This window comes from Streptomyces anthophorae, assembly GCF_049310305.1.
In the GTDB taxonomy this organism is placed as follows: Bacteria; Actinomycetota; Actinomycetes; order Streptomycetales; family Streptomycetaceae; genus Streptomyces.
The window spans coordinates 336,484-360,660 of sequence record NZ_JBLWQQ010000001.1 but is presented as its reverse complement, the minus strand read 5'-3'; the positions used below and the strand labels follow the sequence as shown (position 1 = coordinate 360,660).

The window sequence follows — 24,177 nt, the reverse complement described above, 5'->3', positions numbered from 1 at the left end:
AGAGGTCAGGCGTCGGTGAGTTGCCTGTCCAGCGCGGCGAGGAGCCAGTCGTGGGCCGTGCCCGGAGTCGGCTCCGGGCGGCCGCCTTCCGGGGTGGTCAGCTCCGCCACCAGGTCCCAGTAACGGTCGAGGCGCGGATCGGAGGCGAGCTGCCCCGCGAGGCCGCGTCGGAAGGCCGGGGTGTCCCGGGCCCTGGTCACACGCGCGTACGTCGTGACGAAGCAGTCGAGCGCCGGACCCGGCGTGGGAGCCTCGCCCGCCCGCATCGGCTCGGCCGCCAGGTCGTAGGCCTCGGCCAACCCGGCGTACAGCATGGAGGATTCGCGTGCGCCTGCCGTGCTGTGCGCGGCGGGCTGAGTGGGTCCCATGTCCGGCGTGCAGGGGCGTGACACCAGCGCGCACAGCCGGGCGAAGGCGAGCACCTGACCCGGGGTGGGGGAGTCGGGCGGGGCCGGAACGGTGGCTTCCAGAAAGGCCGTTCGCGACGAGGCAGGCATCCGAGGTGGCAGCCAGGCCCGCCAGAACCTGGCCAGTGGCGCCGTGCTCGGTGGGGCGTCCAACGCGCCGACGAGCCGCAGCCGGTCCGCCCGCTCCTGCGGCGGGCACTCCTGGACGAGGCGCAGCGCCGCCTCCTGCCAGCGCAGCGCGCTGAGCCGCGAGCCGAGGGTGCGCAACTGCCCCGCGACGGCGTCCTCCAGTGCCCCGTCCGCCCCCGCCCGCTCGTCGACGATGCGCCGCACCTCGGGAACGGGCAGGCCCAGACCGCGCAGCGAACGGATCAGGCGGAGCCGGTCGAGGGCGTCGGAACCGTACCGGCGGTGCCCGCCCGCGCTGCGGGTGCGCTCCGGGAGCAGGCCGGTGTCGGAGTAGAAGCGGACCGTCTTGACGGTCGTGCCCGCCTGCTCGGCGAGCTCACCGATGCTCCACAGCCCGTCGGGCGAGCCGGACGGCCCAGTCGAGTCGGTCGACAGGTGCACTTGAACCTCCCTCAGGGGGAGTTCCTAACGTACCCGCCGCCGCTGACAACCACTGATGAAGGACGTGGAGACGTGAAGACAACGGAGTTCGTGCTGGTGCCGGGCCTGTTCACGGGCCCGGACGTGTGGCGGAAGACAGCCGGGAAACTGGCGGCCGGGGGCGCGCGGACCCACGTGGTGGACCTCGGGCCCGCCACAGACCTGGACGCGCACATCGCAAGGGTCGTCGAGGCCATCGACACGATCACGGAGGGAGCCGTGGGCCAGGACGTCGTCCTCGTCGGGCACGACTACGGCGTGTATCCGGCGGTGGGCGCGGCCGACCTGCGGGCCCACCGCATCGCGCGGATCGTGTACCTGGACACGGGTCCGGTACAGGACGGCGCCGTTGCCCTCGCCGCGGTCCCCGACCAGGAACTGCGCGAACGCCTCGCCAAGGAGGGGAACACCAGTGGAGAGCTGCCTGCCCCCACCCGGGAGGAATGGCGGCGCTGGGGCAGCACCGCCGGTGTGTCCGACGAGGCCCTGGACCGGCTGACCGCCCACGCCTCTCCCCAGCCGCTCGGCACACTCCTGCAACCACTGCGGCTTACCGGCGCGGGGGACGACCTGCCCACCACCGGAGTGCTGTGCGCGGAGAGCGGCGCGACCATCGACACCGTCCGCATGCTGCTCGGCTTCGGCGACCCGACGATCAAGGCGCTCGCCCGTCCGGACGTGACCTTCTTCGAACTGCCCACGGGGCACTGGCCGATGCTGTCCTGCCCGGACGAACTCGCCGACGTGCTGCTGCGCGCGGCGGCCGACGAGGGCACCCGGCTCGAACCCGTGGGCGAGGAGGAGGAGGCACAGACCGGATACCTCCGGCCGTTCCTCCTGGACGTACCGGAGGTCCCGCGCGAACGGCGCGGCGCCATCGACCTCTACGTCCCTGAGGGCGCGTCGGCGCAGCCCCGTCCGGCGGTCGTCATCGTGCACGGCGGCCCCGTGCCCGAAGCCGCTCGGCCGACGCCGCGCGACTGGCCGACCCTGATCGGCTACGCCCGCCTCGCGGCATCACGCGGCGCGATCGGCGTCACCCTGGACCATCGGCTGCACGCGGTCACGGCGTATCCGACGGCCGCCGAGGACGTGGCGGCCGCGGTCGCCGAGGTGCGTGCCGATCCGCGGGTCGACGCGGACCGGATCGCGCTGTGGTTCTTCTCCGGCGGCGGCCCGCTGACGGCGCCGTGGCTGCGCGAGGCCCCGCCGTGGCTGCGCTGCCTGGCGGCGAGCTACCCGATCATGGCGCCGCTGCCCAACTGGGGCGTGAACGATCCCGGGTTCCGGCCCGCGGACGTGGTGGCGCGCGGCGGGACACCCCCGTTCGTCCTCATCCGGGTCGGCCGCGAGGCGCCGGCGGTCGCGACGACGGTGGCCGAGTTCGTCGGCGCGGCGGAGGCGGGCGGCGCCCCGCTGGAGGTGATCGACGTACCGGGTGCCCCGCACGCCTTCGAGGGCCTCGACCACGGTGATGCCGCACGGCAGGCGGTCTCCGAGGCGATGGGACGCGTGTCGGCATACCTGGGACTCGACTGAGACGTCCGGCCGCGCCGACCGTCAGCCCCCGTACAACTCGCTCAGCAACGCGATGGCCGCGTGCGTACGGGGGTGGGAATCCCGCTCGTCCCATATCACCCGCACGGGCACCGGGTCCGCGCCCGACACCGGGCGGAAGACGACGCCCTCGCGCCGGTACTGGGCGAGGGTGGCCTGCGGGGTGACGCCGACGCAGCGGCCGGTGGCGATGGCGGCGAGCCAGTCGTCGACGTCGGCCGTGTACTCGACGTCGCCGTGCGGGTCGCCGGGCCACAGGTCGGCGGTGGTCGTGCCGGTGCGCCGGTCCACCACGACGGTGCGCTCACGGATGTCGGCGAGGGGAACGCGGCGGCGCCTGGTCCAGGGGTCGTCGGCGGCCATGACCACATAGCGGGGCTCGTGACCGACGACGGCGGAGGCGTACCGGCGGCGCAGATCCGCCCGGTGGCGTACGACGGCGAGATCGCAGGCTCCCTCGGCGAGGCCGCCGGTGGGACTGTTGTGCCGCACCAGGAGCAACTCGACATCGGGGCAGCGCTGGTGCCAGCGGCGCTGGAACTCGGTGGTGTGCCGCCCGAACGCTCCCCAGGCGTGCCCGATCCGCAGCCGCGTGTGCCCCGTGGTGGCCTCGCGCACGAGATTCTCGGCGTCGGTGAGCAGCTGCCGGGCGTGGTGCACGACCCGGACGCCGGTGGTCGTGGGTGTGACGGTGCGGCTCGTACGGTGCAGGAGACGTACGCCGAGCACGGTCTCCAGCGCGTGCAGGGTGCGGGACACCGAGGCCTGGGAGACACCGAGGTGGATCGCGGCGTCGGTGAAGCTGCCGGTGTCGACGATCGCGAGCAGACAGCGCAGATGCCGCAGTTCGAGACCGGCGAGACCGCTTCCTTCATCCATACGCCCAGCGTATGCGAGACGCACGGCATGCATTTTGCGTATGGCCGACGCGGGGCGAATCTCACACCATGGCGACCACATCCCACCCTTCCGCGCCCTCCGCGCAGCCGACCCGCACCCCCGCCGACGCCCGCGCCGGCGGTGTCGCGCTGATGCTCGGCAGCGGCCTGTCGAACCAGGTCGGCGCGTCCCTGGGGGCCCTGGCGTTCCCCGTGCTCGGACCGGCCGGGGTCGTGGCCGTACGTCAATGGGTCGCCGCCGTCGTGCTGTTGACGGCGGGCCGCCCGCGCATACGCTCCTTCACCGCCGCCCAATGGCGCCCGGTGCTCGCCCTGGCCGGGGTCTTCGCCACGATGAACCTGACGCTGTACCTCGCCGTCGACCGGATCGGCCTCGGCCTCGCGGTCACCCTGGAATTCCTCGGCCCGCTCACCGTGGCCCTCGCCGGAACGCGGCGCCGCCTCGACCTGCTCTGCGCCCTCGCGGCGGCGGGGGCCGTCGTCGTACTGACCCGCCCGCGGCCGAGCACGGACTACGTCGGCATCGGTCTCGCACTGGTCGCCGCGGCGTGCTGGGGCTGCTACATCCTGCTCAACCGGGCCGTCGGCCACCGCCTCCCCGGCCTCCAGGGCTCGGCCGCGGCGGCCGGTGTGTCGGGCCTGCTCTATCTGCCGATCGGCATCACGGTCCTGTACCTGCACCCGCCGACCCTCACGGCCCTCGTCTGCGCCCTGGCTGCGGGCATCCTGTCCTCGGCGGTGCCGTTCCTGTCCGACCTCCTGGCCCTGCGCCGGGTCCCCGCCCGCTTCTTCGGCGTCTTCATGAGCGTCAACCCGGTCTTCGCGGCGCTCGTCGGGCTGCTGGTCCTGGGCCAACACCTCGACCCCTTGGCCTGGTTGGCGATCGCCGTCATCGTGGCGGCGAACGCGGTCGCGGTGGGCACCGGTACGCGCGTCGCTCAGCGGGCGACCGACATCTGAACCCGCGGGCCCGCGGTCTCGCGCACACCCAGCACGACCGTGAGGAGTGTGACGAGGCCCGCGGCCATCAAGTAGTAGGAGGGGGCCAGGTCGTAGCCGGTGGAGGTGACCAGCCAGGTGGCGATGTACGGGGCGGTGCCGCCGAAGAGGCTGACCGAGATGTTGTACGGGATGGCGATGGCGCCCGTGCGGATCCGGGCCGGGAACAGTTCGGCCATGCTGGCGTTGACCGCGCCGTCGTAGGCGGCGATCGGCAGCCCGAGGATCACCATCGCGACGATCGCGAGCACGGCGTTCTCGTAGGACATCAGGAGCAGGCAGGGCCAGGCGAGCACGATCAGGCCGAGGGCGCCGGTGATGAGCAGGGGCTTGCGGCCGACCCGGTCGGAGAGCAGCCCGGCGCACGGGATGAGGACGGCCACGGCCCCCATGCAGATCGTCGAGGCGGCGAAGGACTGGGCCTGGCTGAAGTGCATGGTGTCCGTCAGATAGCTGACCATGAAGGTCTGCAGCGTCCAGTGGGCGACGCCCTTCAGGACGATGACACCGGCGAGGATCAGCATCGGCCTGCCGCTGGTGCGGAACGTCTCCTTGATGGGTGAGTCGGCGACCTCGCCCGCCTCCTCCAGGCGCCGGAACTCCGGAGTGTCGTCGAGCTTGAGCCGCAGATACAGACCCGCGACGCCCAGGGGCAGCGCGAGGAGGAACGGGATGCGCCAGGCGTACGAGGACATCTGGTCGTCGCCGAATGTCAGGGAGAGGATGAGCGCCACCCCGGCTCCGCAGACGAAGGCGACGAAGCCGAGAGCGGCACCGTAACTGGTGTAGTAGCCACGACGATTGCGCGGCGCGTACTCGAACAGCAGGCTGACCGCACTGGACGTCTCGCCGCCCGCGGCGAACCCCTGTACCAGGCGGGCGAGTACGAGCAGCAGGGGAGCGGCGGCGCCGATGCCGGCGTAGGTGGGCAGCACACCGATGGCGAACGTGGACGCCGAGGTGACGAGCACGGTGATGGCGAGAACGCGGTTGCGTCCGACGCGGTCGGCCAGCGGGCCGAAGTAGAGCGCGCCGATCGGTCTGATCGCGAAGCCGACGGCGAAGATGGCGAACGTCGACAGGAGTGCCGCCGTCCGGTCGCCGTGCGCGAAGAAGTTCCCGGCGATGACGGACGAGAGCGTGCCGTAGATGCCGATGTCGAACCACTCGACGAAGTTGCCGATGCTGCCTGCGACGAGAACCCGCTTCGACGGCGTCGCGTCGGTGGGATCGGTGTCGGGCGTGGAGGGCGCGGCGGTCTGCTCGGGCATGGGGGCCTCGCATCCGGATGGGTGGGACAACGCGGGGTGTGCAACGCGACGGCCGGGCAGATTGCCTCAGCGTTGAGCGTTCATGGCCACGATGTTAACCATGCTTGCTCTATTTACAAGAGCTATGCAGAATGTGGATTGCCCAATCAGGAATGGGCGAGACCGAGCCAGACGATGGAGGGAAGCGGCATGGCCCGTATCACCGAGGTGCTCACCCACGTACTGAAGCTGGAGGGGTCACGGGCCTACCTGGGACGCCTTGACGACGGGCAGGAGCTCACGCCGGAGCGCGGCTACGTCGTGCGCGCGCCGTGGCGCAGCCTGTACTCGGGACGCTTCGAGACCCTCCTGGTGGAGGTCCGCACCGACGAGGGATGCACCGGCTGGGGCGAGGCGCTCGCGCCGGTCGGCCCCGAGATCCCGGCCGCCGTCGTGGACCGGCTGCTGGCCGGTCAACTCATCGGCCAGGACCCCACGCGGGTCCGCCCGCTGTGGCACCGCATGCGCGAGCTGATGCGGGAGCGCGGACACCTGACCGGCCACCAGGCCGACGCCATGGCCGCCGTCGACATCGCCCTGTGGGACCTGCACGGCAGGCTGACCGGCCTTTCGGTGGCCGAACTGCTCGGCGGCGCCCATCGCGACCGCGTCCCCGCCTACGTCTCCGGCCTGCCCGAGCCGACTGACGAGGAGCGCGCCGCGCTCGCCGCCTCGTACGAGAAGCAGGGCGCCACCATGATCAAGCTGGCGCTCGGCAAGGGCGTCGAGACGGACCTGGCCACCTACGACGCCGTGGCCGCGGCGGCCCCCGGCGTGCGGCTCGCGGTGGACGCCCACTGGGCGTACTCCATCGGCGAGGCGCTCGCCCTCGGCCAGGAGCTCGACCGGCGCGGCGCGCTGTTCCTCGAGGCGCCGCTGGCCCCCGAGGACGTCGAGGGGCACCGGGAGCTGGCCGGCCGCATCACCACACCGGTCGCCGTCGGCGAGGCGATGCGCAACCGCTACGAGTTCGCCGACTGGATCGGCCGCCGTGCCCTGCGCCTGGCCCAGCCCGACGTCGCCCGAACCGGCATCACCGAGGCCCAGTCCATCGCCGAACTGGCCGCGGCGGCGCACCTTCCGGTGGCCTGCCACCACTCGGTCGGCCTGGGTGTGGCCCTGGCCGCCGGGATCCAGCTGAGCGCGGCCGTCGAGAACTCCCCGTTCTTCGAGTTCCAGGCCGATTCCCTGTCCGTCGCGCAGAGCATCCTGCGCGCCCCGATCGACGCCTGTCCCGACGGCTACGCGCTGCCCGCCGGGCCCGGCCTCGGCGTCGAGGTGGATGCCGAGAAGGTCGCCGAACTCGCCAAGGAGAGCTGAACCGTGCCTGTACTGCCCCGAGGTCTGATGCCGATCCTCGCCACTCCCTTCACCGACGGCGGAGAGCTGGATGTCTCTTCGCTGCGCTCGCTGGTCGAGTTCGAACTCGCCTGTGGCGTAGACGGTCTCGCCGTCTTCGGCATGGCCAGCGAGGGCTTCGCCCTCACCGAGGCCGAGCGCGCGACGATCCTGCGCGAGGTCCGTACGGTGGCGGGACCGGAGCTGCCGCTGATCGCCGGCGTCAACGGAACGAGCACCGTCACCGCGCGCGAGCTCGCGCTGCGGGCGGTCGACGGCGGCGCCGACCACCTCATGGTCCTGCCCCCGTTCCTGACCAAGCCGTCCCCGCCGCAGGTCCTCGAATTCTTCGCCGCCGTGGCCGCCGCGACCGATGCCTCCGTCATGATCCAGGACGCGCCGGGAGTGACGGGGGTGTCGATGAGCGTCGAGCAGATTGTGTCCCTGGCGGCCGAACCCCACATCACGTCGGTGAAGGTGGAAGTGCCCTCGCCCCCGGCCAAGGTGGCCGCCGTCGCGACCGCGACCGGTCCCGGCTTCGCCGTGCTGGGCGGCCAGAACGCCCAGTACCTCCTCGACGAACATGCGAACGGTGCGGTCGGCACGATGCCGGCCTGCGAGTTCTCCGACGTGTTGCGCGAAGTCCTCGACGCGCTGGACCGCGGCGACCGGGGACGGGCACGGGCCCTGTTCGCGAACGTGCGGCCGCTCGTCCACCTCGGTGTGCGCGCGGGGCAGGCCTGGGCGGTCCACAAGGAGGTCCTGGTGCGCCGCGGGGTGATCGCATCCGCGCGGGTCCGGCTGCCCGCGGCGCCCTTGGACGCGGTTACGCGCAGGGCGCTCGACGAGGTCCTCGAGGACATCGAGTGGCCACGCCGTGGCGCCTTCGTGCCGGCCGCATCCGCCGCCCGCTAGAACGGATCACCCTGGGGATTCCGGCGGTCGACGCGTCGGCGAGGATGTAGCATCCACGATATGGATGCTACATCTCGTGCCGCTGGGATCGGGACCCAGAGCGTGGAACGCGCCCTCTCGCTGCTCACCTACTTCACCGAGGAGCAGCCCGAGCGCCGGATCGCGGAACTCGTCGAGCTCTCGGGTCTCGGCCAGTCCACGGTCTCCCGCCTGGTCGGCGCGCTCGAATCGCTCGGCTATCTGGCCCGCGACGAACGCACTGGCCTGCACCGGCTCGGCCCCCGCCTCGTCGGCCTCGCCGGGATCGCCCTCAACCAGTCCCCGGTGTTCCGCGCCTCGCGCCAGGTCGCGCAGAACTTCGCGCACGAGACCGGCCTCGGCGCGAACGTCGCGGAGCGCCAGGGTGACCAGATGTTCTACCTCTGCCACTTCGAAGGCCCGCGCACCCAGCGTTCCTTCACGCTCACCGGCCGACTCGCCCCGCTGCACGCCACCGCCATGGGCAAGGTGCTTCTGTCCGGTCTGAAGGGCGACGAGGTCGAGGCGCTGATCGGGCCGGACTACCCCGCGTACACTCCGCACACCTTCACCACCCTCAAGGGCCTCCTCAAGGACCTCGACGAGGTCCGCGGCCGCGGCTACGCGACGGAGGTCGAGGAGCTGGCGCTCGGGCGTGCCTGCCTCGCGGTCCCGGTCCGTGACCGCTCCGGGGACATCGTGGCCGCCCTGTCGGTCTCCGGCTCCCTGTCGGCCCTCGACCTGGCATCCCGGGAGCGTGAACTCGCGGGCAGGGCCATCGAGTACGCGGACCAAGTGTCCTCGGCGCTCGGCTATTTGCACTGAGCGGCCGGGTCCTGGATCACTCCCGCCACGCCGCCGTAACGCCAGCACGCTCCCGCCACTGCCGTGCACCCGCACCGCCCGCCTCCCACCGCTCGCAGAACCGGTGCAGCTCCTCGCACCAGGCCAGGTCCGCCACCGGAGCGCCGAAACGGGCGAACTCCCAGTCGACCACGGCCGTGACCTCGAAGGTGCCGGGGTCGAGGAGCAGGTTGTTGGGGCCGAAGTCGCCGTGCACGAGGACCTCGGTCGCCCCGCGCGTGCCCAGGGCGGGCACGGGCGGCGTGAGTTCGTGGATCCGGCGCAGCAGCTTCCCGCAGCTTGCCAGGACCTGCGCCGCGTGCCCGGCGTCCAGCAACTCCTGACCCGGCACGCCTGGCAGGCGCCCAAGCTTCAGGGTGGTCGCGGTCGCGTCGAGTACCGGAGGCACGGGCAACCGGCCCTGGAGGTGCGGGAGCAGCGTGCGTTCGCGGCGCAGTCTCAGTGCGGCGTCGGGGCCGTCGTAGGTCTTCGTCACGACCGTACGGTCGGCGAGCGTGCGGTTGGTGTGGCCGTGCTTCAGCGGACGCATGCGCCGATCATCGGCCAGAGGCGGTTTCTCGGCCACGGCATGGTGAGGGTCAACCGGCGTCCCGCGTCTCCTGCTCGAGGTGTGCGCGGAAGCTGCGCGGGGCCCGCCCGGTGACGCGCTGGACGGTGTCGGTGGTGCGGTCCTCCGCGCCCTCGGCGATCGCGCGGTCCATGCCGGCCAGCATCGCGGCGAACTCTCCCTGGATCGGGGTCTGCGTCGCGAAGCGGTCGCGCAACTGCTCGTAGGAGAGCCGCTGGTGGACCACGGGGCGGCCGGTGGCCTCGGTGACGAGCCTCGCGATGTCGTCGTAGGAGAGGGCCTCGGGGCCGGTGAGCACGAGGTCGGTGTTGGGGGCGACTTCGTCGGTCAGGGCGCGGACGGCGACGGCCGCGATGTCCTCGGCGTCGACGAAGCCGACCCGGCCGCTCTCGGTCGCGGTCCGGATGACGCCCTCCTCGCGGATGCTCGCGGCGTGTGCGTGCGAGCCGGTGAAGTTCTGCATGAACCACGAGGGCCGCAGCACCGCCCAGTTGTCGAAGAGCTCGGGCAGTTCCTGGTGGACCATTCCTACCGCCGGTCCGCCCTCGGGTACGGCCGAGGCGCTCAGCAGCACCGCGCGGTGGACGCCGGCGGCGCGGGCCCTGCGGAGGAACGGCAGCATGACCGCCGCCGGGTCGAAGTCGCCCACGGGCGGGACGAGGTGGACGCGGTCGACTCCGTCGAGGGCGGCGTCGTGGGTGGCGGGGTCGTACCAGTCGAAGGCGACGGGCTCCGTGCCGGGGACCGGCGTCGCGCGACGGCTGGCGGCCCTGGCGCGATGGCCGCCGGCCGTGAGGTGCGCGACGACGCGGCTGCCCGTGGTGCCGGTGGCGCCGATGACCAGTGTGGTGGCGCTGGTGGTGCTCATCGGGCGCTCCCGGTGAAGTCGGCGCCGTCCTGCTGGACGGCCAGCGGGTTCCAGTAGTCGCGGTAGGACGTGAAGTGTCCGTCCTCGACCGTGACGACGGCGATGTAGGTCATGTCGAAGGGGCTGTCGGTCCCGACCAGTCGGCCGACGCCGCGCATCTCGACCACGATCGTGTGCGGGTCGGTGGTCCGGTGGATTTGCAGTTCGGGGAAGTCGTGCAGGTCGATGTGGTCGGGATAGTGGCGCATGTACGCGGCAACGGCCTCCCTGCCGTCCAGTCGCCGCGGCCAGCCTGGGGGAGCGAAGGGGAACTCCATCACGCCGTCTGCCGCCCACAGGTCGACCCAGCCCGGGATGTTCTTGTCGAGGAGCAGCTTCAGACTGTGGCGGAAGAGCTCCGCGGGGACGGTCGGTGCGGGTATCGGTGCGGACATGGGTGTCTCCGTCTCGTAGAATGCGGACCGTGGGTCCGGTTTGAAGGTAGCGGACCGTGGGTCCGTTTTGCAACGAGAGGAAGAAGCGCATGCCCGAGCGCAAGCCGCGCAAGGACGCCGCCCGTAACCGGGAGGCGGTGTTCGCGGCCGCCGACGCGCTGTTCGCCCGTGGGACGAGCCCCGAGGACGTCACCATGGCCGACATCGCGGCGGAGGCCGGCGTCGGCAAGGGCACGCTCTTCCGGGCCTACGGCGACCGTTCCGGACTGCTCCGCGCGCTGTACGAGGCACGGTTCGAACCGGTCACCGAGGCCGTGGAGTCCGGCCCGCCACCCCTCGGCCCCGACACACCACCGCGGGAGCGTGTCCCCGCGCTGCTCGACGCCGTGCTGTGCTTCAAGCTGGACAACCGGCGGCTCGCGCTGGCCCTGGAGGGCAGCGGGAGCGGCAGCCCGTACCGGGCGGAGCACTACGAGCGGTGGCACGGCCTGCTCCGGGCCGTGCTGGAGCAGATTCCCGGGCTGGGCGACGGTGACTTCACCGCCCACGCGCTGCTGGCCGCCACGCGCGCCGACCTCGTCGAGCACCTGGCCGGACAGGAGCACGTGCCGCGCGAACGGATGCGGGCCCGACTGGCGGACTTCGCGGCCCGCGTCATGGACGGTGCGCCGGGCGACTCCTGAGGCCCGGAAGCCGTCTCAACGCAGCGCCTGCGGCCCTGTGCCGGACAGCAGCCGCAGTTTCTCGTGGCTCTCGGTGCCGGGGACGGCCGTGTGGACGAGGAGCGGATGGGACTGGCCGGGGTACCTGCGGGTCAGGAATCCTTCCGATGCCTGGCGGCACGCGGGCGGCCGCGTACGTAAGCTGGCTCGCATGCGTACGCGACCGACTCTGACCTGGGAACCGTCCGGCGACCTGCCGCCCGCCACGACCGACCTGGCACCCGTCGTCGAGGCCGTGCGCGCGGGTGGGGTCGTCGTGCTGAGCGGGGCCGGGCTGTCCACCGAGTCGGGGATCCCTGACTACCGCGGGGAGCACGGCTCGCTGCGGCAGCACACCCCCATGACGTACCAGGAGTTCACCGGCAGCGAGCACGCCCGGCAGCGGTACTGGGCGCGCAGCCAGCTGGGCTGGCGGGCCATGATCCGGGCCCGGCCCAACGCCGGACACCTCGCCGTGGCCGAGCTGGCCGGGGCGGGCCTGGTCACCGGCGTGATCACGCAGAACGTCGACGGGTTGCAGCAGGCCGCGGGCGCCCCGGACGTCATCGAGCTGCACGGCAGCCTGAGCCGCGTGCTCTGCCTGCACTGCCGTGCCTTCACCACCCGCGCGGAGGTCGACCGGCGACTGCGCGAGGCCAACCCGCACTTCGAGGCCGAGGCCGAGCGGCACCGCACCGCGCGCGTCAACCCGGACGGCGACGTGGAGCTCCCCGAGGAGGCGGTGCGCGACTTCCAGGTGGTGACGTGCGCGGCCTGCGGCGTCGGGGTGCTCAAGCCGGACGTCGTCTTCTTCGGCGAGAACGTGCCGCCCGAGCGGGTCGCCGCCTGCCGCGAGCTCGTCGCCGGGGCCGCCTCGCTGCTCGTCCTGGGCTCCTCGCTGACCGTCATGTCCGGCCTGCGCTTCGTGCGCCAGGCCGCGGACGCCGGTACGCCGGTCCTGATCGTCAACAACCAGCCCACCCGCGGCGATCGCTGGGGAGTGCGGGTGGAGCTGCCGTTGGGGGAGGCGCTGCGGGACGTCGTGGCGGGGGTTCGCGAGTGAACGTCAGCGCGGGCCGTTTTCCGCCCGGAGCCGTTCGAGCCACTCCCGGCCCATCCGCTGTCCGCCCGGGTACGCGTCGTCCCGGTCCCACCGCCACGTCGTGACGACCGCGAGGACGAGGGTCCGGCACGCGGCCAGCAGGTCCTCGTCGATCCCCGAACAGTGCGCGGCGACCTCCTCCGGCGCATGGGCGAGGTCGAACTCGACGGGCCCGCGGCAGCACGTCTCCAGGTCGACGAAGAGCAGGCCGTCGCCCTTGGTGTCGAGAACGTTGCCGGGGTGCGGCTCGCCGTGCAGCAACTGCTCGTCACCGCCGTGCCCGCCGAGCGTGCGACCAAGGCTCCGCAAGGTGTCGCTCAGCAGCTCCCGGTCCGCGGCGGCGAGCCGCGGGGTGCGGTCGTGGTCCGCGAGCAGGTCCCGTGCGCGGGCGATCCGGTCCGTGAAGTGCGGGGCCGGGACGTCGGCGGCGCGCATTCCGGCGTGCAGCCGTTCGAGCGCGCGGGCGTAGTCGGCCGGAGGCACCGAGGGCGTGCCCGTGGGCTCGTAGTAGGTCCACAGGGTGATGGCGAAGCCGTCCCGCTCGTACACCCGGGGCTGGACGCGGGGATCGAGCGCGGCCACCGGGGACCCGACGGCGGCGAGGCGCTTCGCGAGATCGACCTCGAACTCCGCCACCTGGTCGGTCACCGGTGCCACGCGGGCCAGCACGTCGCACGGCAGAAGGCGCGCGGTGAGCTTGTTCGAGTCGTGCAGCACGGTGGCGTCGGCCACGCTCAGACCCAGCGACGAGCCGACCGCCATGGCTGCCGACAGGGCCCGAGCGGACTCGGTCTCACGCATGGCCATCCTCTTTCCCTGGTCGAGACCTCAGACGGTGTAGCCGCCGTCCACCGCAAGGTGCTGTCCCGTGATGAACCCGGCCCGGTCGGAGGCCAGGAACGCGACCGCCTCCGCGATGTCCTGCGCGGTCCCGAAGCGGCGCAGGGGAATGTTACGTCGCGTCACCTGGAGGGCGGCGTCGTCGAGTTCGCCGTCCTCGATGAGGCGGGCGGCGATGCCGTCGGTGAGCATGCCGGGGCCGACGCAGTTGAAGCGGACCCCGTAACGGCCCTCCTCCGCCGCGAGCGCGCGGACCACCGCCTCCACGGCGCCCTTCGTGCCCGAGGACAGGCCGTCGCGGACGGGGTAGCGGTGGGTGGCGGCGGTGGTCACCGCGACCGCGCTGCCGGCGGTCTCCCGCAGCGGAGCGAGCGCGGGGTGGACCAGGTTGTAGAAGGCCTGCGCCTCGGTGTGGAGCTGGTGCCGGTACTGGGACGGCGTCACCTGGCTCAGGTGCACCATCGGGACGTGCGGGCCCGCCGCGTGGACGAGCGTGTGCAGGGCGCCGAAGCGGTCCGACACCGACCCGATCAGGCCCGCCGCCCCGTCCTCGTCCGTGAGGTCCGTCCGCACGCACTCCACTTGGCCGCCCTCGGCGCGGAGTTCGGCGGTCAGTGCCTCGGCGGCCTCCTGGTTCGAGCGGTACGTGAACAGCACCGTGCTGCCGCGCCGGGCCAGCGTGCGGACCACCGCCGCGCCGATGCCTCCGGTCCCGCCCGCCACGAGCGCGGCGCCCTTGCGGGAGCCGAAGTCCTGTTCCGTGTCCGCATGTGTGCCGTTCAACGCGCCAACTCCCTCACAGCTCCGGCCGGTCGGCGACGATCGTCGTCCGGATGTCGCCCGTCCCCGCGTATATATCCGCAACCGGCGAAGAGTTGAAGGCATGCCCGGCCGTCGACGGGTGCCACGGAGGTATCTTCGGTCCCCTGACGAAGGAGCGGATGTGCAGTCGCCGACGAGCAGCGTGGCCGAGCGTGACGACCGTTCGCCGAAGGGCGGCCGCCCGCGTGCCACCTCCCGCGCCGACCTCGAACGGATCGGCTTCGAGCTCTTCGCCCGGAAGGGCTTCGATGCCACGACGGTCGACGACATCGCGGGCGCGGCCGGTATCGCCCGGCGGACCTTCTTCCGCTACTTCGCGTCGAAGAACGACCTCGTGTGGGGCGACTTCGAGCAGCAACTGACCGGATTCCGGGAGCTGTTGCGCGCCACCGACCCGGGCGTCCCGATCATGACGGCGCTGCGCGCGGCCGTGGTCGACTTCAACCGGTTCGACGCCACCGTCGTGCCCTGGCACCGGCAGCGGATGCGGCTGATCCTGTCCGTGCCCACCCTTCAGGCCGATGCCACGTTGCGGTACACCGCGTGGCGCGCGATCGTCACGGACTTCGCCGCCCACCGTCTCCGTGTCGCCCCGTCCGACGCACGCCCGCGGCTCTACGGGCACACCGTCCTGGCGGCGGCGGTCACGGCGTACGAGCACTGGCTCGCGGTGCCGGACGCCGAGCTGAGCGAGCTGTTGGACACGGCGATCCGGCACCTGGAGGCGGGGCTCGGCGAGGCACCGCCTGCGTAGTCAGGGCCTCACGGCAGCTCGCGCCGCATCGCGTCGGCCACCAGCTCACCGATCAGCACGGCGGTCGCGGCCGGTCCGCGATGCGGTGTGTCCGGCAGCATCGAGGTGTCCGCCACCCGCAGCCCGCGCACCCCGTGCACCCGCCCGTACTGGTCCACCGCCGGGCCCATCGGGACGGTGCCGCAGGTGTGTTGCGCCGTGCCGAGGTGTTCGCGGATCCATGCGTCGAGTGCGCGGTCGTCGCCGAGGACATCCCGCCCGGGAGCGAGCAGGCCGCCCTCGGAGAGCTCGGTGAACGGCGCGGTGTCCAAGAGGCCGGCCGTGGTGCGCACGGCCACGCGCAGGCGGCGCAGGACCTCGCCGTCGCGCAGATAGTCGTAGTCGATGGCGGGGGAGACCGTGGGATCGGCGGAGAGCAGCCGGAGCCGGCCGGTGGGGCGCGGGGTCTGGACCGAGGCGAGGAAGGAGAGCGGCGCGCCCGGCACGCGTACGGCCCCGGCGACGAGCCCGGCCATCGGCACCAGTGACTGGAGGATCTCGATGTCGCCCGGACAAGCGACCGCCTCGGGGCGGGAGTTGAGGTGCAGGCAGCCGCCGAGCCAGCTCGTCGTGGGCGGCTCGAAGTCCTCGCGCGGCAGCCATTCCAGGACCAGTTGCGGGTGGTCGGAGAGGCGGGCGCCGACGGCAGGCGCGTCGCGGACGACGGTGATCCCGGCGCGCTCCAGATCGGTGCGTGGCCCGATCCCGGAGAGCAGCAGCAGGTGGGGCGTGACCAGCGCCCCGGCACTCAGCACCACGCACCCGGCGTGGAGCGTCTCCCGTACCCCGTCGCGCTCGACCACGACCCCCGTGGCCCGCCCGCGTTCGACCACCACCCGCCGTACGGAACAGTCACCGAGCACGGTGAGGTTGGGCCGTTCCCGAACCGGGGCCGACAAGTACGCGAGACCGGTGTTGCGCCGCACGCGGTCGACGGAGTTCGAGGGCACGGGCCCGAAGCCGGGCGGGCCCTGGTCGTTCATGTCGGGCTCGGCGGCGAAGCCCAGCTTCCGGGCGGCCTCGCGGAAGGCCGCCGCGGCCGGGTGGGTCAGGGGTTCGCGGGTGACACGCATCGGACCACCGAGCCCGTGCGCCTCGCCCTGACCGAAGTCGAGGTCGTCCTCCATGGCGCGCAGCAACGGCAGCACCCGCTCGTACGCCCACGCGGGACTCCCCGCCCCGGCCCACCGGTCGAAGTCCCGGCGCCGCGCCCGCACGAAATACCCGCCGTTGACCGTGGTGGACCCGCCGAGGACCCGGCCACGCGGCACCGACCACGGCCGGTCAGGTGTCAGCCGAACGGCATGACCGGAGGTCGCCGGATGCCCCGGCCCGGCCCCCGGTACGAGGCGCGCGTCCAGCAGCTCCGGTTCGAAGGCGGGCGGCACCGCACCGGCCTCCACCAGCAGCACACTCCGGTCGCCGTCCTCGCTCAACCGCGCCGCCAGTACGGCCCCCGCGCCACCGGCACCGACGACCAGCACATCGGGGCGGGCTGACGCGATCGGGACCATGGGACCGGATCCAATCCCGCCGCGACGGCAGCGCGCAAGGCCTCCGGCGGCGGCCGCGCCCTTTCTTTTGGCATCGCATGCCAATACTCTCGATTCGGTTCGCGCACACCCTCAACCATCCACAGGTAACAGGGAGTTACGCATGAACGAGCAGCTCCAAGAGGCCCCCCGTTCCCCCGATGCGGTCGCCGAGCCCACGGACGAATCCCTCATCGAGGCCGACGACCTGGTCGAAGAGGTCTCGATCGACGGCATGTGCGGCGTGTACTGATCGTGCCCGCCCCCGCCTCAGGACTCGACGCCTCCGCGTTCGACCTGGACCGCGCCTGGGACCTGCACCCCCAGGTGTCGGTCAGGCCCGAACCCTTCGGCGCGCTGCTGTACCACTTCGGCACGCGCAAACTGTCCTTCCTCAAGGACCGGGGACTGCTCGCCGTCGTCCAGGCGCTGTCGACGTCCCCCACCGCGCGCGCCGCCTGCGCGAGCTCCGGCGTCGGCGATGCGGACACGGCGCGGTACGCGCGCGCCCTCGCCGTCCTGGCCCGCTCGTCGATGCTGGTCGAAAGGAGCCCGACACCGTGACCTCGACTCCCGTGGCGGCCAAGCCCGGTGAACGCCTGGTGGACCTCTTCGAATACGGCCTCGACGCGCCGATCTGTCTCACGTGGGAACTCACCTACGCCTGCAACCTGTCCTGCTCCCACTGCCTGTCCAGCTCGGGCCGCCGCGACCCGCGCGAGCTCACCACCGCCGAGGCCAAGGCGGTCATCGACGAGCTGGAGGCCATGCAGGTCTTCTACGTCAACATCGGCGGCGGCGAGCCGACCGTCCGCCCCGACTTCTTCGAACTGCTCGACTACGCCACCGCCCACCACGTCGGCGTCAAATTCTCCACCAACGGCGTGCGCATCACCCCTGCTGTCGCCCGGCGCCTCGCCGCCAACGACTACGTCGACGTGCAGATCTCCCTCGACGGCGCCACCGCCGACGTCAACGACGCGGTGCGCGGGGCGGGTTCGTACGACATGGCGCTCACGGCGATGGCGAACCTTGCCGACGCGGGTATGAAGAACTTCAAGCTGTCCGTCGTCTGCACCCGGCACAACATCCCGCAGATGGACGACTTCAAGGCCCTCGCCGACCGGTACGGCGCCCAACTCCGCCTCACTCGGCTGCGTCCCTCCGGCCGCGGCGCCGACGTATGGGACGAGCTGCACCCGCTGCCCGCCCAGCAACGGCAGCTCTACGACTGGCTGGTGGCGCACGACGGAGAAGTGCTGACCGGTGACTCCTTCTTCCATCTGTCCGCCTACGGGGAGCCGCTGTCGGGCCTGAACCTGTGCGGGGCGGGCCGCGTCGTGTGCCTCATCGACCCGGTCGGTGATGTGTACGCCTGCCCGTTCGCCATCCACGACGAGTTCCTCGCGGGGAGTGTGCGCGACACGGGTGGCTTCGCGGGTGTGTGGCGGGAGTCGGAGCTGTTCCAGCGGCTGCGCGAGCCGCAGCACGGCGGCGCCTGCGCCTCCTGCACCTTCTACGACACCTGCAAGGGCGGCTGCATGGCCGCGAAGTTCTTCACCGGCCTGCCGCTCGACGGCCCCGACCCGGAGTGCGTCCAGGGGTACGGGGAGCAGCTCCTCGCGGAGCGCGAGCGGCAGGGTGCCACCATCCCGAAGCCGTCCGGCGACCACTCCCACCGCACCGGCCCCGTCGTCGTGCCGCTCATGCGGCGCCCGCCCGTGTCGGACTGCGACGAGAACCCCGTGGCTGGGCTGGGACCCGCCACCTGACGACGCGATCACCCGACGAGGAGACAGCCGCCCCATGGCAAGAAACCCATGGTTCGAAACGGTCGCCGAGGCCCAGCGGCGCGCCAAGAAGCACCTCCCCAGCAGCGTCTACGGCGCCCTGGTCGCCGGCTCCGAACGCGGCCGGACCATCGACGACAACATCGGCGCGTTCGCCGAACTCGGCTTCGCGCCACGGGTGGTGGGTCACCACGCGGAACGGAACCTGACGACCACCGTCCTCGGAGTCGAGTCCGCGTTCCCGGTGCTGATCTCGCCCACCGGCGTGCAGGCCGTGCACCCGGAGGGCGAGGTGGCCGTGGCCCGCGCCGCCGCCAACCGGGGCGTCATCATGGGCCTGAGTTCGTTCGCGAGCAGGTCCGTGGAGGAGGTGGCGGACGCCAATCCGAACACCTTCTACCAGATGTACTGGATGGGCAGCCGCGACTCGATGGTGCAGCGCATGGAGCGCGCCAGGGCCGCCGGGGCCAAGGCGCTCATCGCCACCCTGGACTGGTCGTTCTCCAACGGCCGCGACTGGGGCAGCCCGTCGATCCCGGAACGCCTCGACCTGCGTACGGCCGTGAAGTTCGCTCCCGACGTGCTGCCGCACCCGCGCTGGCTCCTCGCGTTCGCCCGGGCCCGCCGCGTCCCCGACCTGACCACGCCCAACCTCCAGGCACCCGGCGGCCAGGCCCCGACCTTCTTCGGTGCCTACGGCGAGTGGATGCAGACCCCGCCTCCCACCTGGGACGACGTGGAGTGGCTGCGCAAGGAGTGGGGCGGCCCGTTCCTACTCAAGGGGGTCAGCAGGGTCGACGACGCCAAGCGGGCCGTCGACGCCGGGGTCTCCGCCATCTCGGTCTCCAATCACGGCGGCAACAACCTCGACACCACCCCCGCCACCATCCGCCTCCTGCCGTCCATCGCGGAGGCGGTCGGCGCCGACATCGAGGTCCTGCTCGACGGTGGCGTGCGGCGTGGCGGCGATGTCGCCAAGGCCCTCGCGCTCGGCGCCCGCGCGGTCCTCATCGGCCGCGCCTACTTGTGGGGCCTGGCCGCGAACGGACAGGCGGGCGTGGAGAACGTCCTGGACATCCTGCGCGGCGGCCTCGACTCCGCCGTCCTCGGCCTCGGGCACGCCTCCGTGGACGAACTGTGCCCGGACGACCTGGTGATCCCGGACGGCTTCACCCGGGCCGTCGGGGTCCCGCGTGCCTGAACCGGTGGTGCTGGCGCGCGCGACCTGGACCACGGTGCCGGAGGGCGCCGTGGTCCTCGTCCCCGTCGGCGCCACCGAACAGCACGGCCCGCACCTGCCGTTGAACACGGACAGCGTGATCGCCAAAGCCGTGGCACGGGACCTGGGACATCAACTCCCGTACGGAAAGGTCGTCTTGGCGCCCACCCTCACCTACGGTGCCAGCGGTGAGCACGCCGGATTCCCCGGCACTCTCTCCATCGGCCACGAGGCACTGCACGCGGTCCTGGTCGAGACGATCCGGTCCCTGTCCCTGTGGGCGGGCCGCGTCCTCCTCGTCAACGGCCACGGCGGGAACATCACCACTCTCGACGCGGCCTGCGCTCAACTCCGCCACGAAGGTCACGACGTCGCCTGGCTCGGCTGCGCCCCACCCGGCGGCGACGCCCACGCCGGCCGCACCGAGACCTCGATCATGCTGCACCTCGCCCCGGACGACGTACGACTCCCGCACGCGGCCCCCGGCGACACCCGCCCCCTGCCCGAACTGCTGCCGCGCCTCATCGCCCACGGTGTACGCGGTGTCTCCCCGAACGGCGTGCTCGGCGACCCGACCGGCGCCACCGCCGAGGAAGGGCGTGAGCTGGTCGAGGCGATGGTGTCGAGCGCCGCACGCCTCGTCACCACCGGCCGCGCCGACCCACGGGGCAGGCTCCTGGCCGCCGCACCGCGAGGAGCCGCATGACCCTCCCGCAGGGTTTCGTCGTCGCGCTCGACCGGCGCACCCGCGTCCTCGACGGCGGCCGCGCCCTGCTCGGCGGAACCCCGACACGGCTGCTGCGGCTGACACCACGAGCCCGCGCACTCCTGACCGGGCGCACCCTGTACGTACGCGACCGGGCGGGAGCGGTCCTCGCCGACCGGCTGCTCGCCACCGGCCTCGCCCACCCGCTGGTCACCGAGCTGCCACGGAACGACCCGAACTCCCTCAGCGGCACGGTCACGTACGTCATCCCCGTCCGCGACCGCCCCGACCAGCTGCACCGTGCGCTCGCGAGCATCCGGGCCACCACGACCGACGCCCCGGTGCTCGTCGTCGACGACGCCTCGCACGAACCGGACCCCGTCGCCGCCGTGGCGGCACGCCACCACGCGCGCGTGCTCCCGCTCCCCGCCAACCTCGGCCCGGCCGGCGCCCGCAACGCGGGCCTGCGCGAAGTCACCACGCCGTACGTGGCGTTCGTCGACTCCGACATCGTCCTCGCGCCCGACACGGTCGGCGTCCTGCTGCGCCACTTCGCCGACCCGGCCGTCGTGATGGCAGTGCCCCGCATCACCGCCCTGCCGGGGCCCGGCGCCGAGCGCTGGCTGGGCCGCTACGAAAGCGTCCGCTCCTCGCTCGACCTGGGCAGCCGGCCGGCCGCCGTGCGCACCGGCACCCCCGTGTCCTGGGTCCCCAGCGCCTGCGTGCTCGCCCGCACCGACGCGCTCCTCAAGGCGGACGGCTTCGACGCCGCGATGCGCGTGGGGGAGGACGTCGACCTGTGCTGGCGGCTGACCGCGGACGGCGGCCGCGTCCGCTACGAACCCGCGGTGCACGCCGCCCACGAGCACCGCGTCGAACTCGTGGACTGGTTCCGCCGCAAGGCCGCCTACGGCACCGGCGCCCACCCCCTGGCGCGCCGCCACCCCGACAACATCGCCCCCGCGATCCTCGCCCCGTGGAGCGCGGCACTGCTCGTCGCCCTGCTCGCGCAGCGCCGCTGGTCGCTGCCCGCGGCGGGCGGACTCGCCGCCGTGGCCACCGTGAGCAACGCCCGGAAGCTGAAGGGCATCGCGCATCCGCTGCCGCAGGCGGCCCGCCTCACGGCCCTCGGCTCGCTCGCGTCGCTCACCCAGGGCGCGGCGCTGCTCACCCGCCACTGGTGGCCGCTGACAGCGGTGGGCTGCCTGGCCTCGCGCCGGCTGCGCCGGGCCACGGCCGTCGCGGCGGTCGCGGACGTCGCCCTGGAGACCCTTGGGCGCGGCCCGGACCCCACTCGTCTCGACCCCGTCCGCTACGCCGTCGCCCGCCGTCTCGACGACCTCGCGTACGGCTCCGGGGTGTGGCTCTCGGCGCTCAAGGGCCGCTCCACCGCTGCGTTGCGCCCTCGGATCGCGTGGCCCGCCCGTCCCCGGCCCCCGCGTCCTCGCGAGCGCGCAGGTCCCCGTGCAGCCGCGCGACCCCGCCGCACACCAGCGGCATGACCAGCGGCGGCAGCAGGAGCAGCGCCACCGCCGTAGGGAAGATGATCATGAATACGCCGGTCATCCACACGTTGTCGTCGTTGAGCCACAGCATGCCGAGCCCGGCGTAGTGGTTCAGGGGACCGGCCGCGTACACGACCACCACGTAGGCCGACACGGCCGCCGTGCAGGACACCAGGCCCAGGCCGAACGTGCGCAGGCGGGCGCGCCGGGTCAGCACCCAGGAGCGCCACACGGCCACGAACGGGTTGCGGCGCTCAAGGACCGTCTCTGCGGTGGCCCCGGACAGCCGGAACCAGAGCAGCGGGCCGAGCGACCAGATGACGATCGGCAGCACCCAACCCACCAGCGTGTACGGCCAGGACGCGGTCTCGCCCAGAGGCGTGGGTTCGACGCCGGGCACCTCCTCCGTGTCGACCAGGGTGAACAGGACCAGGCCCGCGAACACCACCACCGCCACGAAGGCGCCGGTCAGGAAATTGGTGACGACGGCGGCGAACAGACGTGGCCGGGTGCGCCGCCACAACTCGCCGACGGACAGCGGCCCGCCGCCGCGCCGGGCGTGCGAACCGCCGACCGCGTACGCGCTGTGGAGCACGGACACGACGACCAGCCCCAACAGGAGGAACACCGGCGCCGCCACGGCCCCGACGGCCCGCAACGGATCCAGGCCCCCGTCCGCGTACGCCACATAGGAGTCCTCGTTGGCCATGTTGCGGTCCGCGTACTCCCGCACGTTCTCGAAGCCGTCCCACGCGGCGGCGAACGCGCCCGCGAGGACGGCGAACCCCAGCACGGCGGTCGCCGACGACACCCGGAGGGTGAAGCGGTACAGCGTGCCCCGGTAGGGCCTGACGTCGTGTTCCATGGGGTTCAGGACGCCCGGTGGGACACGTGAGGTTCCCGGCGCGGGGCGGTCAAGCCGCGTACGTCGTCCCGAACGCCTCCAGGAACTCGAGGGTCGCCGCAGCCGACCGGTTCGGACACGACACGGCCGTCCAGGTCACCCCAGCCTTCTCAAGCGCGGCGAACGCCTCCCGGTGGCGGTCCGCGTCCCGGGCCGGTTCCGCGAGGGCTTCGTCGCGGTAGGAGTGGAGCACGTCGACGTCGGCATCGCGCCCGGCCGCGGTCGTGGCGTCGCGCACCTCCGCGATCGCGCCCGCCAGTTCGGGCAGCGGACCCAGCGTCGGGGTACGTGCGGTGGTGCTCAGTTCGGAGCCGCCGGACATCGGCATCCAGCCGTGCGCCCGCTCCGCGACCCGGCGCCGGGTCAGCCGCGAGTTGCCGCCGATCCACAGGGGGACGGGCCGCTGTGTCGGGCGTGGCAGGGCCTGCGCGTCGCGGACGTTGAAGTGCCGGCCCTCGTAGCTGAACGGCTCGCCGCTCCAGTGCAGCGGCAGCACGTCGAGCACCTCGTCGAAGAGTGCGTTGCGCTCCTCGAAGTCGACGCCCAGGGAGTGGAATTCGCCCTTCAGGTATCCGGCGCCGAGGCCGAGGATCAGTCGTCCGCCGGAGAGCCGGTCGAGCGTCGCCGCCTGCTTGGCGAGGAGCAGCGGATTGCGGTACGGGGCGACGGCCAGATAGGTGAGGAGGCGCAGTCGGCCGGTGACCGCTGCCGCGTGGGAGAGCGCCACGAAGGGGTCGAGCGTCTGGTGCCCGCCGTGGTTCAGCCATCGCGCGCCGGGCGCCGGGTGTTCGCTGAAGGAGAGCCCGGAGAACCCGAACCGCTCGGCCGCGCGCGCCACTTCGGTCAGCGGCCCCGCGTCGAGCATGTCGGCGTCCGGTCCGTGCGCCTCCGGGTAGTGAAACAGGAATCGCATGTCACGCATCTACCCAGGGGCGCCGCAAAAGGGAAGAGCTTCGGCGGCTCTCCTTCTGTGGTTCGGCAGTTCTGTCGTTCAGGAGCGGGGCCAGGGCTGGCCGCTGATCCGTTCGATGCTGGTGTTGAAGCGCTGGAGGTAGTGGGCGAAGGTCTCCACGTCGTCGGCCGACCAGTCCTCGAAGACCTTGTCCAGCTCCTGGACGTGGGTCGCGCGCTCGTGGTCGAGGCCCCGCTCGCCCTCTTCGGTGAGCCGGAACTTGCGGGCCATGCCCCCGTCCGGATCGGGGATCCGCTCCAGGAGGCCGGCTCGCATCGCGCTCGCCGTCTGCCGGTTGAGCGTGGACGCGTCGAGCAGCAGCGCCTCGCTGAGCTGCCCGATCGACATCGGCCCCTGAACCCTGATCCGGCTCAGCAGGATGTATGCGCTGCGTTCCATGCGAGCTGCCTCGCGGCGCCGCTTCTCGCTGCCGAGCTGATGCCGGCCGAGCACCATGTGTTCGAACTCGACCAGGTGCGATGGCTTGTCCATGTACGTGCGTCCTCCCAGGTCGACCGTATCGCA

Annotated in this window: 26 protein-coding genes and 1 pseudogene; 14 read left to right on the top strand and 13 right to left on the bottom strand. The window is 72.5% G+C overall.

Translation table 11 applies throughout. The annotated features are described in order from the left end of the window. Positions 1 to 5: 5 nt before the first annotated feature. Entirely contained in the window at positions 6 to 977 is a 972-nt protein-coding gene (locus ACNYS0_RS01590) for a helix-turn-helix domain-containing protein (protein ID WP_422470790.1), read from the bottom strand. A gap of 72 nt (positions 978 to 1,049) precedes the next feature. Here ACNYS0_RS01590 and ACNYS0_RS01585 point away from each other — a divergent pair, with 72 nt between their 5' ends. Next, complete coding sequence (locus ACNYS0_RS01585) at positions 1,050 to 2,555, top strand: alpha/beta fold hydrolase (protein WP_422470789.1); 1,506 nt, start codon at positions 1,050 to 1,052, stop codon at positions 2,553 to 2,555. A gap of 21 nt (positions 2,556 to 2,576) precedes the next feature. Here ACNYS0_RS01585 and ACNYS0_RS01580 read toward each other — a convergent pair whose 3' ends face one another. After that, positions 2,577 to 3,452 (bottom strand): LysR family transcriptional regulator, encoded by an 876-nt coding sequence (locus ACNYS0_RS01580; protein WP_422470788.1) that lies wholly within the window; start codon positions 3,450 to 3,452, stop codon positions 2,577 to 2,579. 152 nt (positions 3,453 to 3,604) lie between these two features. On the opposite strand from ACNYS0_RS01580, the gene ACNYS0_RS01575 reads away from it, so the two are divergent. Beyond that, the gene (locus tag ACNYS0_RS01575) at positions 3,605 to 4,432 is read left to right on the top strand and encodes an EamA family transporter (protein ID WP_422482415.1); all 828 of its coding nucleotides are present in this window, start codon (positions 3,605 to 3,607) and stop codon (positions 4,430 to 4,432) included. Here ACNYS0_RS01575 and ACNYS0_RS01570 read toward each other — a convergent pair. After that, positions 4,411 to 5,742 (bottom strand): MFS transporter, encoded by a 1,332-nt coding sequence (locus tag ACNYS0_RS01570; protein WP_422470787.1) that lies wholly within the window; start codon positions 5,740 to 5,742, stop codon positions 4,411 to 4,413. The two genes, ACNYS0_RS01575 and ACNYS0_RS01570, sit on opposite strands and share 22 nt — an antisense overlap. A gap of 189 nt (positions 5,743 to 5,931) precedes the next feature. Here ACNYS0_RS01570 and ACNYS0_RS01565 point away from each other — a divergent pair, with 189 nt between their 5' ends. The 3 genes from ACNYS0_RS01565 (at position 5,932) to ACNYS0_RS01555 (ending at position 8,877) form a co-directional block, all read left to right on the top strand. After that, entirely contained in the window at positions 5,932 to 7,101 is a 1,170-nt protein-coding gene (locus tag ACNYS0_RS01565; RefSeq protein WP_422470786.1) for a mandelate racemase/muconate lactonizing enzyme family protein, read from the top strand. A gap of 3 nt (positions 7,102 to 7,104) precedes the next feature. Continuing rightward, entirely contained in the window at positions 7,105 to 8,034 is a 930-nt protein-coding gene (locus ACNYS0_RS01560; protein WP_422470785.1) for a dihydrodipicolinate synthase family protein, read from the top strand. A gap of 102 nt (positions 8,035 to 8,136) precedes the next feature. Further along, the gene (locus ACNYS0_RS01555) at positions 8,137 to 8,877 is read left to right on the top strand and encodes an IclR family transcriptional regulator (RefSeq protein WP_422470784.1); all 741 of its coding nucleotides are present in this window, start codon (positions 8,137 to 8,139) and stop codon (positions 8,875 to 8,877) included. A 16-nt stretch (positions 8,878 to 8,893) separates the two neighbouring features. Here ACNYS0_RS01555 and ACNYS0_RS01550 read toward each other — a convergent pair whose 3' ends face one another. The 3 genes from ACNYS0_RS01550 to ACNYS0_RS01540 are packed head-to-tail and all read right to left on the bottom strand — an operon-like array spanning position 8,894 to position 10,774. Continuing rightward, positions 8,894 to 9,445 carry a phosphotransferase family protein gene (locus tag ACNYS0_RS01550; RefSeq protein ID WP_422470783.1) on the bottom strand — a complete coding sequence of 184 codons (552 nt, stop codon included), beginning with the start codon at positions 9,443 to 9,445 and terminating at the stop codon, positions 8,894 to 8,896. 49 nt (positions 9,446 to 9,494) lie between these two features. Continuing rightward, the gene (locus tag ACNYS0_RS01545) at positions 9,495 to 10,352 is read right to left on the bottom strand and encodes an NmrA family NAD(P)-binding protein (RefSeq protein ID WP_422470782.1); all 858 of its coding nucleotides are present in this window, start codon (positions 10,350 to 10,352) and stop codon (positions 9,495 to 9,497) included. Further along, the gene (locus tag ACNYS0_RS01540; protein ID WP_422482413.1) at positions 10,349 to 10,774 is read right to left on the bottom strand and encodes a nuclear transport factor 2 family protein; all 426 of its coding nucleotides are present in this window, start codon (positions 10,772 to 10,774) and stop codon (positions 10,349 to 10,351) included. Before ACNYS0_RS01540 ends, ACNYS0_RS01545 begins: the two co-directional genes overlap by 4 nt. 101 nt (positions 10,775 to 10,875) lie before the next feature. On the opposite strand from ACNYS0_RS01540, the gene ACNYS0_RS01535 reads away from it, so the two are divergent. After that, positions 10,876 to 11,469, top strand: coding sequence for a TetR/AcrR family transcriptional regulator (locus tag ACNYS0_RS01535; RefSeq protein WP_422470781.1), 594 nt, complete (start codon positions 10,876 to 10,878; stop codon positions 11,467 to 11,469). 15 nt (positions 11,470 to 11,484) lie between these two features. Here the strand turns inward: ACNYS0_RS01535 and ACNYS0_RS01530 are convergent, their stop codons facing one another. Beyond that, complete coding sequence (locus tag ACNYS0_RS01530) at positions 11,485 to 11,661, bottom strand: hypothetical protein (protein ID WP_422470780.1); 177 nt, start codon at positions 11,659 to 11,661, stop codon at positions 11,485 to 11,487. On the opposite strand from ACNYS0_RS01530, the gene ACNYS0_RS01525 reads away from it, so the two are divergent. Next, positions 11,660 to 12,550, top strand: a complete 891-nt coding sequence (locus ACNYS0_RS01525) for an NAD-dependent protein deacetylase (RefSeq protein ID WP_422470779.1) — start codon at positions 11,660 to 11,662, stop codon at positions 12,548 to 12,550. The two genes, ACNYS0_RS01530 and ACNYS0_RS01525, sit on opposite strands and share 2 nt — an antisense overlap. A gap of 3 nt (positions 12,551 to 12,553) precedes the next feature. Here the strand turns inward: ACNYS0_RS01525 and ACNYS0_RS01520 are convergent, their stop codons facing one another. Together ACNYS0_RS01520 and ACNYS0_RS01515 are read right to left on the bottom strand one after the other, a co-directional pair. After that, positions 12,554 to 13,390: a phosphotransferase gene (locus tag ACNYS0_RS01520; protein WP_422470778.1), complete on the bottom strand. Its 837-nt coding sequence runs from the start codon at positions 13,388 to 13,390 to the stop codon at positions 12,554 to 12,556. 27 nt (positions 13,391 to 13,417) lie between these two features. Beyond that, the gene (locus ACNYS0_RS01515; RefSeq protein ID WP_422470777.1) at positions 13,418 to 14,212 is read right to left on the bottom strand and encodes an SDR family NAD(P)-dependent oxidoreductase; all 795 of its coding nucleotides are present in this window, start codon (positions 14,210 to 14,212) and stop codon (positions 13,418 to 13,420) included. Positions 14,213 to 14,372: 160 nt separating this feature from the next. Between ACNYS0_RS01515 and mftR the strand changes: the two genes are divergently transcribed. After that, positions 14,373 to 15,005 carry a mycofactocin system transcriptional regulator gene (gene mftR, locus ACNYS0_RS01510; protein ID WP_422470776.1) on the top strand — a complete coding sequence of 211 codons (633 nt, stop codon included), beginning with the start codon at positions 14,373 to 14,375 and terminating at the stop codon, positions 15,003 to 15,005. Positions 15,006 to 15,013: 8 nt separating this feature from the next. Here the strand turns inward: mftR and ACNYS0_RS01505 are convergent, their stop codons facing one another. Then, a complete protein-coding gene (locus ACNYS0_RS01505; protein WP_422470775.1) occupies positions 15,014 to 16,558 on the bottom strand; it encodes a GMC family oxidoreductase in 1,545 nt (514 codons plus the stop codon). Positions 16,559 to 16,700: 142 nt separating this feature from the next. Between ACNYS0_RS01505 and mftA the strand changes: the two genes are divergently transcribed. The 6 genes and pseudogenes from mftA to mftF all read left to right on the top strand — a co-directional run. Beyond that, complete coding sequence (gene mftA / locus ACNYS0_RS01500; RefSeq protein ID WP_422470774.1) at positions 16,701 to 16,829, top strand: mycofactocin precursor MftA; 129 nt, start codon at positions 16,701 to 16,703, stop codon at positions 16,827 to 16,829. Continuing rightward, the gene (gene mftB, locus ACNYS0_RS01495; protein WP_422470773.1) at positions 16,814 to 17,140 is read left to right on the top strand and encodes a mycofactocin biosynthesis chaperone MftB; all 327 of its coding nucleotides are present in this window, start codon (positions 16,814 to 16,816) and stop codon (positions 17,138 to 17,140) included. Before mftA ends, mftB begins: the two co-directional genes overlap by 16 nt. Continuing rightward, positions 17,137 to 18,348, top strand: coding sequence for a mycofactocin radical SAM maturase (mftC, locus tag ACNYS0_RS01490; protein ID WP_422470772.1), 1,212 nt, complete (start codon positions 17,137 to 17,139; stop codon positions 18,346 to 18,348). Before mftB ends, mftC begins: the two co-directional genes overlap by 4 nt. Positions 18,349 to 18,382: 34 nt before the next feature. Beyond that, the gene (gene mftD, locus ACNYS0_RS01485; RefSeq protein WP_422470771.1) at positions 18,383 to 19,567 is read left to right on the top strand and encodes a pre-mycofactocin synthase MftD; all 1,185 of its coding nucleotides are present in this window, start codon (positions 18,383 to 18,385) and stop codon (positions 19,565 to 19,567) included. Then, a complete protein-coding gene (gene mftE, locus ACNYS0_RS01480) occupies positions 19,560 to 20,291 on the top strand; it encodes a mycofactocin biosynthesis peptidyl-dipeptidase MftE (protein WP_422470770.1) in 732 nt (243 codons plus the stop codon). The genes mftD and mftE overlap by 8 nt, the downstream gene beginning before the upstream one ends. Next, positions 20,288 to 21,643 (top strand): annotated as a pseudogene (gene mftF, locus ACNYS0_RS01475) (mycofactocin biosynthesis glycosyltransferase MftF); the annotation flags it as partial. The gene mftE and the pseudogene mftF, both read left to right, overlap by 4 nt. A 22-nt stretch (positions 21,644 to 21,665) precedes the next feature. On the opposite strand, the gene ACNYS0_RS01470 reads toward mftF, so the two are convergent. The 3 genes from ACNYS0_RS01470 to ACNYS0_RS01460 form a co-directional block, all read right to left on the bottom strand. Beyond that, positions 21,666 to 22,661, bottom strand: a complete 996-nt coding sequence (locus ACNYS0_RS01470; RefSeq protein WP_422470769.1) for a hypothetical protein — start codon at positions 22,659 to 22,661, stop codon at positions 21,666 to 21,668. Between the two features lie 49 nt (positions 22,662 to 22,710). Further along, positions 22,711 to 23,613 (bottom strand): LLM class F420-dependent oxidoreductase, encoded by a 903-nt coding sequence (locus tag ACNYS0_RS01465; protein WP_422470768.1) that lies wholly within the window; start codon positions 23,611 to 23,613, stop codon positions 22,711 to 22,713. Positions 23,614 to 23,691: 78 nt separating this feature from the next. Beyond that, positions 23,692 to 24,144, bottom strand: coding sequence for a MarR family winged helix-turn-helix transcriptional regulator (locus ACNYS0_RS01460; RefSeq protein WP_422470767.1), 453 nt, complete (start codon positions 24,142 to 24,144; stop codon positions 23,692 to 23,694). Positions 24,145 to 24,177: the final 33 nt, after the last annotated feature.

Excerpts from the sequence above, each read along its gene's own strand:
- ACNYS0_RS01465 (WP_422470768.1), bottom strand. The coding sequence starts at position 23,613 with ATGCGATTCCTGTTTCACTACCCGGAGGCGCACGGACCGGACGCCGAC.
- ACNYS0_RS01530 (WP_422470780.1), bottom strand. The coding sequence starts at position 11,661 with ATGCGAGCCAGCTTACGTACGCGGCCGCCCGCGTGCCGCCAGGCATCG.
- ACNYS0_RS01545 (WP_422470782.1), bottom strand. The coding sequence starts at position 10,352 with ATGAGCACCACCAGCGCCACCACACTGGTCATCGGCGCCACCGGCACC.
- ACNYS0_RS01520 (WP_422470778.1), bottom strand. The coding sequence starts at position 13,390 with ATGCGTGAGACCGAGTCCGCTCGGGCCCTGTCGGCAGCCATGGCGGTC.
- ACNYS0_RS01570 (WP_422470787.1), bottom strand. The coding sequence starts at position 5,742 with ATGCCCGAGCAGACCGCCGCGCCCTCCACGCCCGACACCGATCCCACC.
- ACNYS0_RS01550 (WP_422470783.1), bottom strand. The coding sequence starts at position 9,445 with ATGCGTCCGCTGAAGCACGGCCACACCAACCGCACGCTCGCCGACCGT.
- mftA (WP_422470774.1), top strand. The coding sequence starts at position 16,701 with ATGAACGAGCAGCTCCAAGAGGCCCCCCGTTCCCCCGATGCGGTCGCC.
- ACNYS0_RS01535 (WP_422470781.1), top strand. The coding sequence starts at position 10,876 with ATGCCCGAGCGCAAGCCGCGCAAGGACGCCGCCCGTAACCGGGAGGCG.
- ACNYS0_RS01580 (WP_422470788.1), bottom strand. The coding sequence starts at position 3,452 with ATGGATGAAGGAAGCGGTCTCGCCGGTCTCGAACTGCGGCATCTGCGC.
- mftD (WP_422470771.1), top strand. The coding sequence starts at position 18,383 with ATGGCAAGAAACCCATGGTTCGAAACGGTCGCCGAGGCCCAGCGGCGC.
- ACNYS0_RS01505 (WP_422470775.1), bottom strand. The coding sequence starts at position 16,558 with ATGGTCCCGATCGCGTCAGCCCGCCCCGATGTGCTGGTCGTCGGTGCC.
- ACNYS0_RS01565 (WP_422470786.1), top strand. The coding sequence starts at position 5,932 with ATGGCCCGTATCACCGAGGTGCTCACCCACGTACTGAAGCTGGAGGGG.
- ACNYS0_RS01525 (WP_422470779.1), top strand. The coding sequence starts at position 11,660 with ATGCGTACGCGACCGACTCTGACCTGGGAACCGTCCGGCGACCTGCCG.
- ACNYS0_RS01575 (WP_422482415.1), top strand. The coding sequence starts at position 3,605 with ATGCTCGGCAGCGGCCTGTCGAACCAGGTCGGCGCGTCCCTGGGGGCC.
- ACNYS0_RS01460 (WP_422470767.1), bottom strand. The coding sequence starts at position 24,144 with ATGGACAAGCCATCGCACCTGGTCGAGTTCGAACACATGGTGCTCGGC.
- ACNYS0_RS01470 (WP_422470769.1), bottom strand. The coding sequence starts at position 22,661 with ATGGAACACGACGTCAGGCCCTACCGGGGCACGCTGTACCGCTTCACC.